This is a genomic window from Streptomyces sp. NBC_01454 (assembly GCF_036227565.1).
Taxonomy (GTDB): Bacteria; Actinomycetota; Actinomycetes; order Streptomycetales; family Streptomycetaceae; genus Streptomyces.
In genome coordinates this window covers 1,940,283-1,953,984 of the sequence record NZ_CP109460.1, presented here as the reverse complement: position 1 = coordinate 1,953,984, position 13,702 = coordinate 1,940,283, and the positions used below count along the sequence as shown (strand labels likewise).

The 13,702-nt window shown below is 67.9% G+C and carries 14 protein-coding genes, 1 tRNA gene and 4 pseudogenes; 10 read left to right on the top strand and 9 right to left on the bottom strand.

Annotated features, from left to right (window positions below; translation table 11 throughout):
- A pseudogene (locus OIU81_RS08450) lies at positions 1–243 on the top strand (tyrosine-type recombinase/integrase); the annotation flags it as partial.
- Positions 244–527: 284 nt separating this feature from the next.
- Here OIU81_RS08450 and OIU81_RS08445 read toward each other — a convergent pair.
- Together OIU81_RS08445 and OIU81_RS08440 are read right to left on the bottom strand one after the other, a co-directional pair.
- The gene (locus tag OIU81_RS08445; RefSeq protein WP_329145472.1) at positions 528–1,346 is read right to left on the bottom strand and encodes an SDR family oxidoreductase; all 819 of its coding nucleotides are present in this window, start codon (positions 1,344–1,346) and stop codon (positions 528–530) included.
- Positions 1,347–1,585: 239 nt separating this feature from the next.
- A complete protein-coding gene (locus OIU81_RS08440) occupies positions 1,586–2,239 on the bottom strand; it encodes a peroxiredoxin-like family protein (RefSeq protein ID WP_329145470.1) in 654 nt (217 codons plus the stop codon).
- A gap of 125 nt (positions 2,240–2,364) precedes the next feature.
- Between OIU81_RS08440 and OIU81_RS08435 the strand changes: the two genes are divergently transcribed.
- Positions 2,365–2,967, top strand: coding sequence for a TetR/AcrR family transcriptional regulator (locus OIU81_RS08435; RefSeq protein WP_329145468.1), 603 nt, complete (start codon positions 2,365–2,367; stop codon positions 2,965–2,967).
- A 336-nt stretch (positions 2,968–3,303) separates the two neighbouring features.
- Entirely contained in the window at positions 3,304–3,627 is a 324-nt protein-coding gene (locus OIU81_RS08430; RefSeq protein ID WP_329145466.1) for a DUF1330 domain-containing protein, read from the top strand.
- A 96-nt stretch (positions 3,628–3,723) separates the two neighbouring features.
- Here OIU81_RS08430 and OIU81_RS08425 read toward each other — a convergent pair whose 3' ends face one another.
- On the bottom strand, positions 3,724–3,897 hold the full coding sequence (locus OIU81_RS08425; protein WP_329145463.1) for a hypothetical protein: 174 nt from the start codon (positions 3,895–3,897) through the stop codon (positions 3,724–3,726).
- Positions 3,898–4,052: 155 nt separating this feature from the next.
- Here OIU81_RS08425 and OIU81_RS08420 point away from each other — a divergent pair, with 155 nt between their 5' ends.
- Complete coding sequence (locus tag OIU81_RS08420) at positions 4,053–4,880, top strand: alpha/beta fold hydrolase (protein WP_329145461.1); 828 nt, start codon at positions 4,053–4,055, stop codon at positions 4,878–4,880.
- Positions 4,881–5,471: 591 nt separating this feature from the next.
- Here the strand turns inward: OIU81_RS08420 and OIU81_RS08415 are convergent.
- A tRNA-Gly gene (locus tag OIU81_RS08415) sits at positions 5,472–5,548 on the bottom strand.
- A 58-nt stretch (positions 5,549–5,606) separates the two neighbouring features.
- Positions 5,607–5,729 (bottom strand): annotated as a pseudogene (locus OIU81_RS08410) (pyridoxal-phosphate dependent enzyme); the annotation flags it as partial.
- A 249-nt stretch (positions 5,730–5,978) separates the two neighbouring features.
- Here OIU81_RS08410 and OIU81_RS08405 point away from each other — a divergent pair.
- On the top strand, positions 5,979–6,887 hold the full coding sequence (locus tag OIU81_RS08405; RefSeq protein WP_329145459.1) for a LysR family transcriptional regulator: 909 nt from the start codon (positions 5,979–5,981) through the stop codon (positions 6,885–6,887).
- Between the two features lie 217 nt (positions 6,888–7,104).
- The gene (locus OIU81_RS08400; RefSeq protein WP_329145457.1) at positions 7,105–7,353 is read left to right on the top strand and encodes an aminotransferase class I/II-fold pyridoxal phosphate-dependent enzyme; all 249 of its coding nucleotides are present in this window, start codon (positions 7,105–7,107) and stop codon (positions 7,351–7,353) included.
- A 232-nt stretch (positions 7,354–7,585) separates the two neighbouring features.
- Here OIU81_RS08400 and OIU81_RS08395 read toward each other — a convergent pair whose 3' ends face one another.
- From OIU81_RS08395 to OIU81_RS08385, 3 genes are all read right to left on the bottom strand, one after another.
- Positions 7,586–7,873, bottom strand: coding sequence for a hypothetical protein (locus OIU81_RS08395; protein ID WP_329331001.1), 288 nt, complete (start codon positions 7,871–7,873; stop codon positions 7,586–7,588).
- Between the two features lie 144 nt (positions 7,874–8,017).
- Positions 8,018–8,821 carry a tyrosine-protein phosphatase gene (locus OIU81_RS08390; RefSeq protein WP_329145454.1) on the bottom strand — a complete coding sequence of 268 codons (804 nt, stop codon included), beginning with the start codon at positions 8,819–8,821 and terminating at the stop codon, positions 8,018–8,020.
- Positions 8,822–8,873: 52 nt separating this feature from the next.
- Positions 8,874–9,311 (bottom strand): VanZ family protein, encoded by a 438-nt coding sequence (locus OIU81_RS08385; RefSeq protein WP_329145452.1) that lies wholly within the window; start codon positions 9,309–9,311, stop codon positions 8,874–8,876.
- A 529-nt stretch (positions 9,312–9,840) separates the two neighbouring features.
- Between OIU81_RS08385 and OIU81_RS42305 the strand changes: the two are divergent.
- Positions 9,841–10,059: pseudogene (locus OIU81_RS42305) on the top strand (transposase); the annotation flags it as partial.
- Between the two features lie 69 nt (positions 10,060–10,128).
- Here the strand turns inward: OIU81_RS42305 and OIU81_RS42300 are convergent.
- Entirely contained in the window at positions 10,129–10,404 is a 276-nt protein-coding gene (locus OIU81_RS42300; protein WP_443074187.1) for a hypothetical protein, read from the bottom strand.
- Between OIU81_RS42300 and OIU81_RS08375 the strand changes: the two are divergent.
- The 3 genes and pseudogenes from OIU81_RS08375 to OIU81_RS08365 all read left to right on the top strand — a co-directional run.
- A pseudogene (locus tag OIU81_RS08375) lies at positions 10,360–10,845 on the top strand (GTP-binding protein); the annotation flags it as partial. The gene OIU81_RS42300 and the pseudogene OIU81_RS08375 sit on opposite strands and share 45 nt — an antisense overlap.
- Positions 10,846–10,902: 57 nt before the next feature.
- Positions 10,903–11,145, top strand: coding sequence for a 30S ribosomal protein S18 (gene rpsR / locus OIU81_RS08370; protein ID WP_329145448.1), 243 nt, complete (start codon positions 10,903–10,905; stop codon positions 11,143–11,145).
- 1,499 nt (positions 11,146–12,644) lie between these two features.
- On the top strand, positions 12,645–13,574 hold the full coding sequence (locus OIU81_RS08365) for a C1 family peptidase (RefSeq protein ID WP_329145446.1): 930 nt from the start codon (positions 12,645–12,647) through the stop codon (positions 13,572–13,574).
- Positions 13,575–13,702 lie beyond the last annotated feature (128 nt).

Genomic DNA, 13,702 nt, shown 5'->3' with positions numbered 1-13,702 from the left:
CGCTCGTTCTCCCGGCTCACTGCCTCGGCCGGCCTCCGCACCATCCGTCTCCACGACGCCCGGCACGGCTGGGCCACCCTGCTCACCGCGGCCGGCGTCGCTCCTCGCGTGCTGATGGAGATCCTCGGCCACAGCCAGATCAGCATGACCATGGACGTCCACACCCATGTCGCCCAGGACACCCAACGGGAAGCGATCAGCCACATGGACCGGCTACTGAAACGGCGGCTCAACCGGGACTGAGCGACCGACCGCGCCCGTTGATGTCACCCGTAGATGTCAGAAGCCCCAAGCCATCCCCAAGCCATCCACCGGCTCGGGGCTTCCTCCCTGTTCAAGCTGAGAGCCCCCTGTCGGATGCGAACCGACGACCTGCGCTTCACAAGTGGGGTCGAATCCATGATCAGGGGTGTGGGATCAGGCTGGGTCCTGCTGTCCTTGCAGGTCAGCACCACCCAGCCTGATGCCGGGTCCTGCTTTCGGCACCCGCGGTCGGCACCCGGCTTTGTCGGCGTCCGCGCTGGTGGTCAGTCTTCCGAGGCCGTCGGGCGCACCACCATCTCGTTGATCGCGGCGTGCCGAGGCTGGGTGATCATGAAGGTGATGGAGCGGGCGATGTCTTCGGCCTGCAGCCAGGCGTCCTGCGGCATGCCACTGGCGGCGGCGAGCGCGGTGTCCACCGTCATCTCTGTTGCGGTGAAGCCCGGCTCGATCAGGCCGACCCGGACGCCCCGGGCGGTCACTTCCTGGCGCAGGGCCTCGCTGATCGCGCCGACCGCGTGCTTCGTCGCCGAGTAGACGCCGAGGTATTTACGTGCCCTCCGGCCCGCGACCGAGCTGACATTCACGAGATCGGCGACCCCGCGCGGGCCATCGGCCGCAGCCCGCAACAGGTGCGGCAGGGCCGCCTGCGACGTGTGCAGGACGGTCGTGAAATTCAGGTCGACCATCCGCTCCAAGTCGTCGGGGTTGCTTTCTTCCACCGCGCCCAGTGCTACGTATCCGGCGCTGTTGACCAGCACGTCGAGTCGTCCGAAATGGCTCGCGGCCTCCTCGACGGCTCGCCGCGCCTGCGTCGTGTCACTCAGGTCGGCGGTGAGGGCGAGGCACGAGCCGCCCTGGTCGCGGATCGCGTCGGCCAGTTCCTCCAACCGCTCGGTGCGACGGGCGACCAGTGCGAGCGCTGCGCCCTGCCGGGCCAGAGCCCGGGCGGTGGCCGCCCCCATGCCGCTCGATGCACCGGTTACCAGGGCCACACATCCCGCCAGTGGTGCATCGGCGGCAGTGCCCGCCGCGGTCTGGTCCGCGGTCCTGGTGGTCAGGGCGTTCGTATCCATGGCGTTCATGGTTGGCCTTCACAGTTCATCCCGCTCAAGGCGGGTATATCGGGGTGGTTGTGCAAGCGAGGTCGATGCGGTTTGCGGTCGGTGGTGACAGCGCTCTGTGTCGCCGCAAAGCCAAGGTCGGCCTGTACGCGGCGATCCGACATGGCCACCGGCGGGCTGGCCGAAGCGGGCCCGAGTTGCCCGGCCGGACGCGTCGTTGAGCCCACCGGGGCGAGCGCGAGGGCTGCCAGGTGCTGGGTTCAGCTCAGGGCGTCGAGTGTGGCCAGGATGTCGGCGGGTTCGGCGCGCACGGTGTGGTCGGTCTCGACGAACGCCCATTGGATGACGCCGGTGCGGTCGATGACGTAGGTGGCGGGCAGGGGCAGGGTGCGGGAATGGCCGGCGTTGACGCGCTGGAGGTCGATACCCAACCGGTCGTACAGGGCGCCCAGTTCGTCGGAGAGATCGAAGGCGATTCCGTACTGCTTCGCGGTGTCGGAGCCGATGTCGCTGAGGACGTCGAAGGAAAGTTGTTCCTTCTCGGCCAGCGAAAGGGAATCGTCGGGGCTCTGTGGCGAGACGGCCACCAGGCGTGCGCCGCGGGCGGTGATGGCGTCGTGGTGCTGCTGGAGGGCGCGCAGGGCGAGGTTGCAGAACGGACACCATGCGCCGCGGTAGAAGGCCAGGACCACAGGGCCTTCGGCGAGGAGACCGTCCAGCGCGACCTGCTGTCCGACGACTGCGGGAAGCACGAAGCGCGGGGCTTGCGCACCCACGCCGAGGGCGCGGTCCGCCAGACCGGCTGCGGCGAGCTCGCGCATGCCCCGGTCGATGATCTCAAGGGCGTCCGGTGGAAGCTTCCGCCCGTTTTTGTACTGGTCGCGCAGGCCGCGCAACTCATCCTGGAGGCTCACTGTCCCTGCCTTTTCGTGCCGAGGCCAAGATTTTGGAACGTACGTTTCAAGTTAGGCACAGGGGTGCTCCGCGCGTCAAGGAGTATCGTGGAATCATCATTTCAAGAACTCTGGAGCGGTACGTCATGCCCGACATCAAGCACTTCAACCCGGACACGGCGCTGGAGCGCGTGGAGCGGCTGTTCTGGCAGCACGGCGCGGCCGAGGCGTCGATCCAGGACGTCGCCGACGTGACGGGCCTCAACCGCTCCAGCCTGTACTCCACCTTCGGCAGCAAGCGCGACCTATACCTGGCCGCTCTGCGTCGCTACGTGCAGCAACGCGCGCAGCCCAGGTGCCGGCAGCTGGCAGAGGACGAGCAGGGGCTGCCCGCCATCCAGGACTTCTTCACCGGGCTGATCGAAGCGCGCTGCTCGGGCGAGTACGCAGGCTGGGGCTGCATGATCGTCAACGCCTACATCGGCGCCGAGCGCGGCGACCCCGACGTCCGCACCCTCCTGGACGACTACCACCAGTGGTTGCGGGACGCGATGCGCGCCGTGCTCGAAACAGCCCGCCGACGTGGACAGCTGTCCCCGGCCGTCCCCGACGCCACGGCCGAGACGCTGGTACTGCTCGCCTACGGCGTGAACGTGCGCTCTCGCGCCGGAGCCGACGCCGATTCGCTCCTCGACACCGTCACCGCCACCCTCGCGCTCCTCGGCCTGGAGGCCCAGGACTCCATCTGAAAAGCCACAGGGTCTGACGACTGCGGGGCAGCGCGAAGCGCGACGGGGCTTGCGCACCCACGCCGAGAGCGCGAGCCGCCAGCCCGTATGCGGCGAGCCCTCGCACACCTCGGCACATGCCCGCAGGGTGCCCGATAGGAGCTTCCGCTCGGGAGTTTCTTGCATGGATCGCGCAGGTCACGCACCTCGTCGCAGGCTCACCACCCCTACCCCTTGCCTGAGTTGGATGAGCGCAAATCTTGGAATGCTTGTTTCGAGATAGGCCCTGTGCGTGTTACGTTCCTCCTCGCCCGCACCGACCGGCCGCGGGCGGCAAGTACGCCACGGAGGCATCCCATGACCGCATACGCCATCGTCCATGCACGCAAGATCACTATGGGCCCGTCGATCAAGGAGTACCTGGAGCGGATCGAAGCCACCTCGCAGCCCTTCCGCGGACAGTTCCTGGTGCACGGCGGGGACGTCGAGGTAGTCGAGGGCGACTGGCCGGGCAGCGTGGTCGTCATAGCCTTCCCGGACCTCGATCTGGCCCACGCCTGGTATGCGTCGGCCGCCTACCAGGAGATCCTCCCGCTCCGCACGCAGAACGCGGAAGCCGACATGATCTTCGTCCAGGGGGTCTCCGCCGAGCACCGCGCCACCGACCTCCCCGCGCACTGAGTCACGACCGGGTAGCGGCTCCGGCCGGGGGCGGGAACGGCAGACGGTATGAGAGGAACACCGTCCAGCGGTGGCACTCGGCTCCCTTGGCGCCCCTCACCAAAGGAAGCACGAACTGACCGGCTGATCGGACGAGATCAGGTACGAGGAGATCGGCGGCATGGTGCCGCTGATCACTGCGAACGACGCACCAAGGATGCCCACCGCGAGGGTGCCGGAGATTCCGGTAGCCCAGATGGAGCCGCTTGGTGGTTCGCGTTTGCGGATCATGCCGAAATCCGCACGATGGATCTGGTAAGTGCCGACCGTCTTGCCGGCTCTCCGAAGTCTCCTCATACATACCGCCAACCGTCAGCACCGGCCCCTCCGCTTCGACAGGCGGGCGGGCTCCCTGCTGCCCGGCGCCCCTGACAAGGACGAATGCCATGCCTACTGTGACCACACGTGACGGTGTCGAGATCTTCTACAAGGACTGGGGCCGTGGGCGCCCGGTCGTCTTCATCCACGGCTGGCCGCTGAACGCGGACGCGTGGGAGGACCAGATGAAGCTGGTCGCCGATAACGGCTTCCGCGGCATCGCCCATGACCGCCGGGGCCACGGCCGGTCCGGCCAGCCCTGGGACGGCTACGACTTCGACACCTTCGCCGACGACCTGAACGACCTGATCACCTCGCTCGACCTGCGAGAGGTCACCCTGGTCGCCCACTCCATGGGCGGCGGCGAACTCGCCCGGTACATCGGACGCCACGGAACCGACCGGATCAGCAGGGCCCTGCTGCTCTCGGCGATCACACCCCTGATGCTCCAGACCGACAGCAACCCCGAGGGTGTGCCGGCCGAGGTGTTCGAGAGCATCAAGAACGGCATCATCAAGGAACGCTCGCAGTTCTGGAAGGACTTGGCGCCCGCCTTCTTCGGTGCCAACCGCCCGGGCAACGATGTCACGCAGGGCAACCAGGACGCGTACTGGTTCATGGCCATGCACCAGAGCATCAAGGCGGGCGTGGACTGCGTGACGGCGTTCGCGGAGACGGACTTCACCGAGGACCTGAAGAAGTTCGACATCCCCACCCTCCTCGTGCACGGCGACGACGACCAGATCGTGCCGATCGACACCACCGGCCGCAAGGCCGCGCAACTCATCCCCAACGCCGTCCTCAAGGTCTACGAGGGCGGCTCCCACGGCATCGCCGCTGTCCCAGGAGAGAAGGAGAAGTTCAACCGGGACCTCCTGGACTTCCTCCAGAGCTGACCTCACCAAGGCGGCGCCGCATGCTCAGGGCAAAGGCCACCCTGGACGCATCGACGCCGGGCCGGAGGCGGCGGACCCTGTGTCTTCGGCTGTGCCCCCGGCGGGCACATCCAGGGCACAGCACAGCGGAAACCTGCGGGCCAGTGAGAACTACCGAGCGTAGCTTTCCTTGGTCCGTAGGGTTTCGTCGCGCACTCGTAGGTCAGCCCCCACCCCACCCCACCGCCAGCTACGGCACCGGATGAGGAGCGACCTGGGCGTCGCGCGAACCCTCCACGGCTGCAGGCCGGTGACCGTGCCCGCTGCCTCCTGGCCCCGTACGAGGCCGATCTCCAGACCGCGGAATCCGGCGAATGCGCCCTTCCGGTCATGCACTGCGAGGACGCCGAGGAAGGCACCTGCCGGAGTCTGTCCCACGAGGCCGGCGTCACCGACCTCTACGCGGCTTATCACAGCCGCCGAAACCCACCCCGGACCGGTTCCAGTCGGACGGATCCACCTTCTCTGCCCCGGGTGTCCGACAGCCCGCCGAGACCACCAAACGGCCTCTGACCAGCAAAATACCCTCCCCGCGGGGAAGGTCTCGCCTGTCGCCCCCGGCAGGACTCGAACCTGCGGCCAAGTGCTTGGAAGGCACCTGGTGGTTACCGGCATGAGGTGGCTCTGGCCTGCAACGATGGCTGGGATTGAAGAGCCGTGAGGCGGATTTCCGGCGCTCAGGCCGTGGTTGCCCGCGGATGCCGTGACCACGCGAGTGCCCTCGGGGACAGCGGAGAGCGCGGTCAGCGCACCGCGGACCTTGAAGGAACCGGTGGGCTGCCGGGTCTCCAGTTTGAGCGCGAGGTCCATCCCGGCCGGGCCCCCGGCACCGGGGTCGACCGCGTGGGAGGCAGGTGGGCTCTGACCGTCCGCCACGCGCGGTCCAGGTCATCGGCCGACGGCGGCCGGACCAGGCGCGCAGTAGGTAGTCGTGCCGGGACGTCGGGGGGTGTGGGCAGCATGGGCTCTCCTGGAGTTCGTCGTCGTGTGGACCGACGCTTCCCGACGGCAAGCATCAGGAGAATACCCCTCTCCTTCATTTGAGCTGATGATCTTCTTGTGCTCGATCCTCGCAGGCTCAGTCTGCTCCGCGACGTGGCCCGCACCGGCTCCATCGCGGGCGCCGCGCAGCACGCCGGCTGCACCGCCTCGGCGGCCTCTCAGCAGCTGTCCGCCCTGGAACGGGAGCTGGACGCCGCCCTGCTGGAACGCTCCGCTCGGAGTGTGCGCCTGACCGAAGCCGGCCGCATCCTGGTCGAGCACACCCACCACATACTGGACGAACTCAACGCCGCGGAGGATGCCGTCCACGCCGTTTCCGGTCTGCGCGGCGGCAGATTGCGCGTCGCCTCGTTCGCCACCGCCGCGACCACCCTGGTCGTGCCCGCGCTCATGGCCTTCCGTCAGCGGCACGGCGAGGTCTCCCTGTCCTTCACCGAGATCGAGCCCGAGGAGGCCATCCCCGCCGTGGCTGCCGGGGAGATCGACCTGGCCGTCACCCACCATTACGAGCAGTTGTCCCGGCCCGATCTGCGCGGGCTGAATCAGCTCCACCTCCACCGCGACCGGCTGCTGCTCGCCGTGCCCCCGCACCTGCACCGTGCCGGCCAGACGACTGCGCTGCTACGCAATTACGCCGACGCGACCTGGCTGTCGACCGTGCCGAGCGAGGGGTTCCAGGCGGTCACTGAACTCCTGTGCCGCTCCGAGGGCTTCGAACCGGATATCGCCTTCCGTTCCGACCACTACGGGATGCTCCTCGACCTGGTGGCGGCCGACTTCGGCGTGGCCCTCGTTCCCGGGCTGGCAGCGGTGCCCCGGGCGAGTGTGACCTACCTGGAGATCACCGAACCTGCGGGGGTGACCCGTGACATCCACATCACCACCCGCGCCGCCGACTCCTCGCCGGCGACCCAGGGCCTCATCGGTCTGCTGCTACGGCGCCGCACCTCCGACGGTCCGTACTGACGGCCGCTTGCTTCACCGCGTGGGGCCGACGGGTTCAGCACGCCTTCCGGCGAGCCGGCCACGCCGCTGTGCGACGGCCGGTCGCGCGCAGGGTCGTTCCCGTCCTGGCGGTCAGGGGATGCGCAGGGTATTGAGTTCAGCCACCCGGATGAACGTGGCCGGACTCTCCCCAAGGGCCGCGTAAGCGTAGGGGCGGTTGCTGGCCAGGCGGGCGGAGGTGCCGGTACGCAGGGAGATCACCCCGCCCCAGGCCCCCGCCCTGGCCTTCGTCCGCTACCACCTCGACCGCCCCAGCCTGGAGATTGCCCACGTACTGCGGCAGAAAGGCAACGTACTCGTCGGCGCCGGCGCCCACTTCGGCGTCGAACAACACCTACGCATCACCCACGGCCTTGAACCCGCCTACCTCGACGCCGCGCTGACCAGCATCACCCGAGTGCTTGCCGCACTCAACAGCCCCATCTGACCAGACAGAAGACCGCGCGCCACACCGAATCGGCTGCGCTCCCTGGACCGTCCCACGATGGCCGTCGGCATCACCCTTCGACTACCGCTATCAGGTGATGCCCCCTGGAACCCGAAAGGCGGGCTGGCGCAGCAGCAAGCGCTCAGCTCGCCTCCTCGGCGTCTCAGACGGCAGCGCCGGAACGCCAGGCGTGGTGCTGGCGAAGCCGCCCCGGGACGCCACTCCGACGCTTTCAACCCCCGCTGTCCCTTTGCGACTTGCAGGCGTGGCGCTCGGCGTTGAGGACCAGCACGTTGGAGGCGCCCGGCCGCACGACGAACACCGCGAACTCGTCGTTATCTGGTGTGCACGGAATATGTGCACCGAGTGAGCCATACGCGTCGTTCCGAAGGACGAACTCGATACCGTTGGACAGAGTGATCCAGATCTCGTCTGCGGTAATGTCGGTGGAGGCTCCTTTATGCACTGCGCGGACGCGCAATGGGTTCACGGAGGTCCCGGCGTTCCTTGTCTCGTTCATGGCGCATCCCAGCGCTTCGTGATTCTGTCGCCGTTACATGATTGCGCACGGCTCGGGTTCGGCCGTCTGTCGGCCGCCCGTTTGCATGGCGCCGTTGCCGACGAAGTGGATGTCGCTGCTGTGCAAGATGAACAGATGAAGCGGTCAGTTGCCGGGAAGTGGACCCGAACGCGTTCCTGACGGATTCGCCTGCGGCTCGATCAGGGCGGTACGGAGAGTGGCCAGTGCGTCGGCAGCCAGCCCGTTGGCGAGGAGGTACTCGGCGGCGGACCCCCAGCCGCTCTCGATCCGGTCGATGACCTGCTCGATCAGACTGGCCGGGCTGGCTGTCAAAAGGTCGATCACGGCTGCGCCCGGTTGGATGCCAGAATTGCGCAGCAATTGCAGCATCCCCTCAAGCCATGCGCCGGAGAGGAGATCCTGGGTCGCGGCGTAGTCAGCAACCACGGCTTGCCGTTCGACGCCAACCGCCAGCAAGATCAAGGCGATCAGCACACCGGTGCGGTCTTTCCCCGCAGTGCAGTGGATCAGTGCAGGGGCCCCGGTCATGGCGGCGACCAGGGAGACGGCGTGCGCCAGTTGGGCACCACCCTGGGTGATCAAAGCCGCGTAGGCATCTTCGAGAGTGACGTCGTGGACGGAGGCGACGGAGGCGACGGAGGGGTTGTCGCCGAAGACTGAGACCTCATGCACCTTGATCCCGAAGTCCTCGACCCGGGTGGGGGCCATCCGTCGCTCGCCCGGCGTGCGGAGATCGATGACGGCAGCTATCCCGAGGTTGACCAAGGACTGATGGCTCTGTTCCGTCAAGTCATGCAGAGAGTCGGAACGGAAGAGGCGCCCCCAGCGCGTCTTCCCCTCCGCCGCCGGATAGCCGCCGACGTCGCGGAGGTTGTATGTCCCCTCTACGTTGAGCTGAAGAGCATTGGTGGACTGAGTGCCTGACATGCGGCCTCCCCTTCTAGCGCCGTCGGTGTCGTCGGTATTGTCCGACCGCATTTCATTCAGCATTGGGTGCCCGGCGAGACGTCGTTTTCCGGACCGCTGCGGCACACAGGTAGCCGATGATGCAGCCCGCCGTGTTGGCCAGAAGGTCATTGATGTCTGCCGTGCGCCCGGATGCGGTCAGGTACTGAGTTACCTCGATCGTGAGGGAACCGAGAGCGCCGACGATGCAGGCCCACCGGTACCCGGCGTGTGCGGCGGCAAGGAGAATCCCACCAGGGACGAACATGGCTATGTTCACGAGAAAGTCTTTGATGTCTGCGGTATTGCCCACATTGAGCAGCTCCACATTGATGGCCTGACCACCACCGGGTGGCGTGCCGAAGGTAAGGCCCACAATTCCGGCGGCCCACAGCCAGCCCAAGGCCGCAGTCACACGATGTGCGGCGCGCCGGGGACGGCCGGTCACGAATGTCAACACAGCGATCACCACGCTGCCTACTACACCTACGCTCAGAGCGGCGCTCAATGACACGCGAATGTCTCCCTTCCAAAGGATGCTGGGCTACTCACTGTCCTAGGCGATCTGCCGGTGAAAGGTCGCGGTGCTGCACGCCATAGTGCGAAATCAGCAGAGGCAGTGACATATGTAACGATCCGAAATCTGTAGAGAAGGACGCCTGACGCATATTGGTCGTTCTCGCAAGTCGGGACGGGCGCTGCGGGTTCGGTCACAGGCGACGGCTCAACCGCTGTGGGGCACAACGGAGGCGTCCGTTATGCCCCTGCACATGCGGAACGTGTCAGGTGCTTCCAGACTGTCCCTCTTTCCGCATCGCCGGAAGAAGCATCTCCTGGCGCAGCGCATAAGCGCTGCTTACGCTTGACGCGGCCGCACACTGGCTGATCGCAACTGAGGGGTGTCCGGCGGCTCATGACCGAGCGACCGTGATCCGCCGGACCACTAGGCAGTTTCGCTTGGATCAGCCGGTCGTTGGTCCGGGTGTGCCGTAAGTGATGCGCACTGGGCGCGAATCGAGCCGTTGCTCTCGGACAGGACGCCGCAGCCGGGTGGCCGCCGGCGGGATCACCGGGTGGTGATCGACGCGATCGCCGTCAAGTTCCAGACCGGAACACAGTGGTGCATCTGCCGGAGAAGTACGGAAACTGGCGAGGCGTTTACAACCTGCTGCGGATGTGGGCCCTGGATGGCACGTGGGAGCGGGTTTTCACTGCGCTGATGGCCCAAGCGCCGACGCCGACGAGGACCTGACCGGGGCCGTGTCCGTGGACTCCACGATCGTGCGAGCTCACCAGCACGCGGCCGGGGCCTGCAAAAAAGGGCCCCGGCCGGCGAACCAGCCGACCACGCCATCGGCCGGTCCCGCGGCGGACTGACCACCAAGATCCACCTCGCTGCCGACGCCCGCTGCCGCCCCCTCGCGTTCGTTCTCACCCCCGGACAGGCCGGCGACGCACCCGCTTTCACGGACGTAATGGCCCGCCTGCGCGTTCCTCGCCACCGCGGAAGGCCGCGGACCCAGCACCCCGCATGCGCGCTGCTGCCGCAGGAGTGTGACGAGCATGGCGTGAGCACCCTCGTGTGGCGCCGCGAATGGCCCTTCCACCCGCAGCGCCTCTACGCAGCGCTGGAGGATCTGGCCTGTGCCGCAGCCCGCAGCCGTGGGCGATTCTGGCTGGCCGACCGCCCCGACACACTGCTGTCATGGGACGCCGCGGGCGGCGCGCTGTGCGTGGAGTCGGCCGGACCCTGGCTGGCCGCGCTGCCCGAGGCCGCCTGGGAGATGGTTCCGGCCGAACGCCGCGTCGCCGCTTCCCTGGACTGGCACCCCGAACACGGTGACCGCTGCCAGTACCTCACCTTCACCTCGCCCGGCCTGGACGGCGACGCTCTCGTGACCCTGCTCGACTCATGCCTGCTCACCGACGACGAGTACGCGGCGGGCAGGGCCGGATGGAAAGAACTGCCGCACGCCTTCGACGATCTGCTCGACCCAGTGGCTTGAACCGCGGCCCCGTTCATCCCCACCAGCCATCCCAAACGAGAGAGGACCAGCCTGACCATGCCCCGACGCACAAGCACCCGGCGGCAGGCCGCCCAGCGTCAGCGCGCCAACCCGCTGGACGCAGCCGGGATCACGTACATCGACTACAAGGACACCCACCTGTTGCGGAAGTTCAGCTCCGACCGCGGCAAGATCCGCAGCCCCCGGGTGACGTATGTGACGCGTCAGCAACAGCGGCAGATCGCGCAGGCCATCAAGAACGCACGCGAGATGGCCCTGCTCCCCTGCAGCTCCCGATAGCACCGTAGGCGCGAACCCAACGTTTCTCGTACGGGACCGACGGCTCCTCGACCTGCCTGCCGGTCTTCGCGACCAGCACCGGAGGCCACGCCCGCCGACAGCCCTGGCTTGCCCTTGGGTGCCAGGTACCGGTCATCCGTCACCGACGTGTCCGTCATCGACGTGTCCGTCACCGACGTCTCCGTCACCGGCGCGTCCGCGCCGTGTACCTGTACCTTGCCCGTCGTTGTGGCTTGGAGGGCGCGGTGGTTGGCGACATCGACGCAGGGTGGCGCTCTGGGCGGGCGAGGTGAGCGTGGCGGCGCCGGCGATGAGGTGGTCGCGGTCGCGGTGGTCGATCAGGTCGCGCATCGTCGCCGCGCCAGACCTCGGCGAAGTCCTTTGATCAGCAAGTGCTGTGACCGGAAAGAGCCTTGAGGAGTCCGCCCTCCTGACTCGTCGTCCTTGGCGGCGAGCCGCAGCGGCCCGGCGTCCTTCATGTGCATGCCCAGCCTATGAGAGAGAAAAGGGAAGGGAAAAAGAAGGAGGCGCAGCCGGTGCCTGCCGCGCTTTCCTCCGGGCCGGTCCCGCCCCTCGATCCCGCCCCCTCCCGACGGCGGCATCGACCCGGCCCAACCGGTTACCCCGGCCGCATCTCGCCTGGTCACGGAAGTGAATCCACGGTCGGCGCCATCCCGCACACCGCTGGCGCCACCTTGTCGGCAGCGGCGAACAATCCCCCCTCTCATCGCCTCACACCAGCGCACTTGAGATCTTTAGGGCATTCCCGTCGTCTGGGCCCCAACTGCGCGCCACCCATGGGTTTTCGGCCATTGACGCCCGATGCGGGAGCGCATACCTTCCTGCCCCAGTCGGCCCGTCGAACGGAAGTTCCACCGGAATCAGCGAGGGACTCTCCAAGATCGGCAGCCGGCGCTTCAGGCTCCTTACCCCCCACACCCATGGGAGCCGCCCGGGCACCACGACCGCTCCCGGCGGGCGGCGGGTACGGGCTGCTGCCCTACGCAAGGAGACTCAGTTGCGGACCTCGCCCGGATCCCGACCGCGCCGCCCCCGCGCGCCCGCCGCCGCACCCCGGCCCCTGGCCACGGGCAGCCCTGGTGCCGTCCCGGGGGCCTGTCCCCGCGCGATAGCCACGCGCCCCTCGGCCCGCCTCTCCCCGGCCGCGCCGCGTGCCGCCGTACAGAGCACCTGCTGAACTCCCCTGTCTCACAAGGGCGTTGAAGCGGCGCTCCATGTCGCAGGTCAGCAGGTCAGCAGGTCGGCAGGTCGGCAGGTCAGCAGGCCCTGAGGGTCCGCTCCGGCCACCGCGGCACGACACGCGCCGATTCCGTACGAGCACCGGCCTCCGCGACTCCGTAGCCCGCGTCCGGCACCACCGGATTCCAGGCGCACCCACCTCTCCGCCCCTCCAAGCTCCGCCGGCCGGCCCCGGTCGGCGGCCCCTGACCCGCACCGGGTCGCAGCACATCCGTCGGTCCCTGAGGAGACAGCCCCACATGACCCCCTCGCACAAGAAGAAGACGAACACGAGAACGAGAACGCGCGCCGCCATCGCGGTGGCCGCCGCCGGCGCCATCGCCGCCGTGTCCGCCGGCATCGCCTCGGCCGCGGGCACCTTTGACACCCACGCCGGCGCGCACCACCACTTCGCGCTCGGCGCCGAGCTGCCGTCCGGCGGCAAGGCGAGCGCGCTCTCCGCGCACACCTCGGTCGTCTCCCGCCTCGCGGCCCTCTCGCCCCACAAGGGCGCCGCGGCCAAGGACGTGCCGGACAGCGTGGACCTGAGCCAGTACGCGATCGCCCCGGGCAACCAGGGCAAGGTGGGCTCCTGCGTGTCCTGGGCCATCGACTACTCCGGCTACAGCATCCAGGAGAAGCAGCAGGGCATATCCGGCGGCCCGCAGGCGCCCATGTACACGTACGCCCAGATAGCCAAGGGCAACGACCAGGGCAGCACCCCGGACGACACGTTCAGCATCGCGGAGTCGCAGGGCGTCGACTCGAAGTCGGACTACACCCAGGGCGACTTCGACTTCACCACCCAGCCGACCGACGCCGAGCGCCAGAATGCCGCGAAGTGGAAGCTGTCGGGCCACACCAAGCTGCACACCAGCAACCAGATCCAGGCCGATGTGAAGCAGGCCCTCGCCGACGGCGAGCCGGTCGCCATCTCCCTCCCGGTCCACCAGAGCTTCGAGGACATCACTCAGCAGACGGCGGTCGACTACTCCTACCAGCCCGGCGGCGCCGAGGACCCGGTCCTCGGCGGCCACGAGATCACCATCGTCGGCTACAACGACCAGGGCGTCCGCGTTGAGAACTCCTGGGGCGGCAACTGGGGCGACGGCGGCTACATCAATCTGTCGTGGGACTTCCTGGCCGGCCAGGTCGAAGAGGCCAACGCCATCGGCAAACTCGTCCAGTAGTCCCGGCGGTTCCCGACCGGACGCCCGTGTGCACGTGACCGATTCTTCCCGGCAGGTCACCTACGGGCGCGGCGGGCAGTGACCGTACGTCACCTGCCTATCTGTCGGTAGTACGGGGCTCGCGTTGG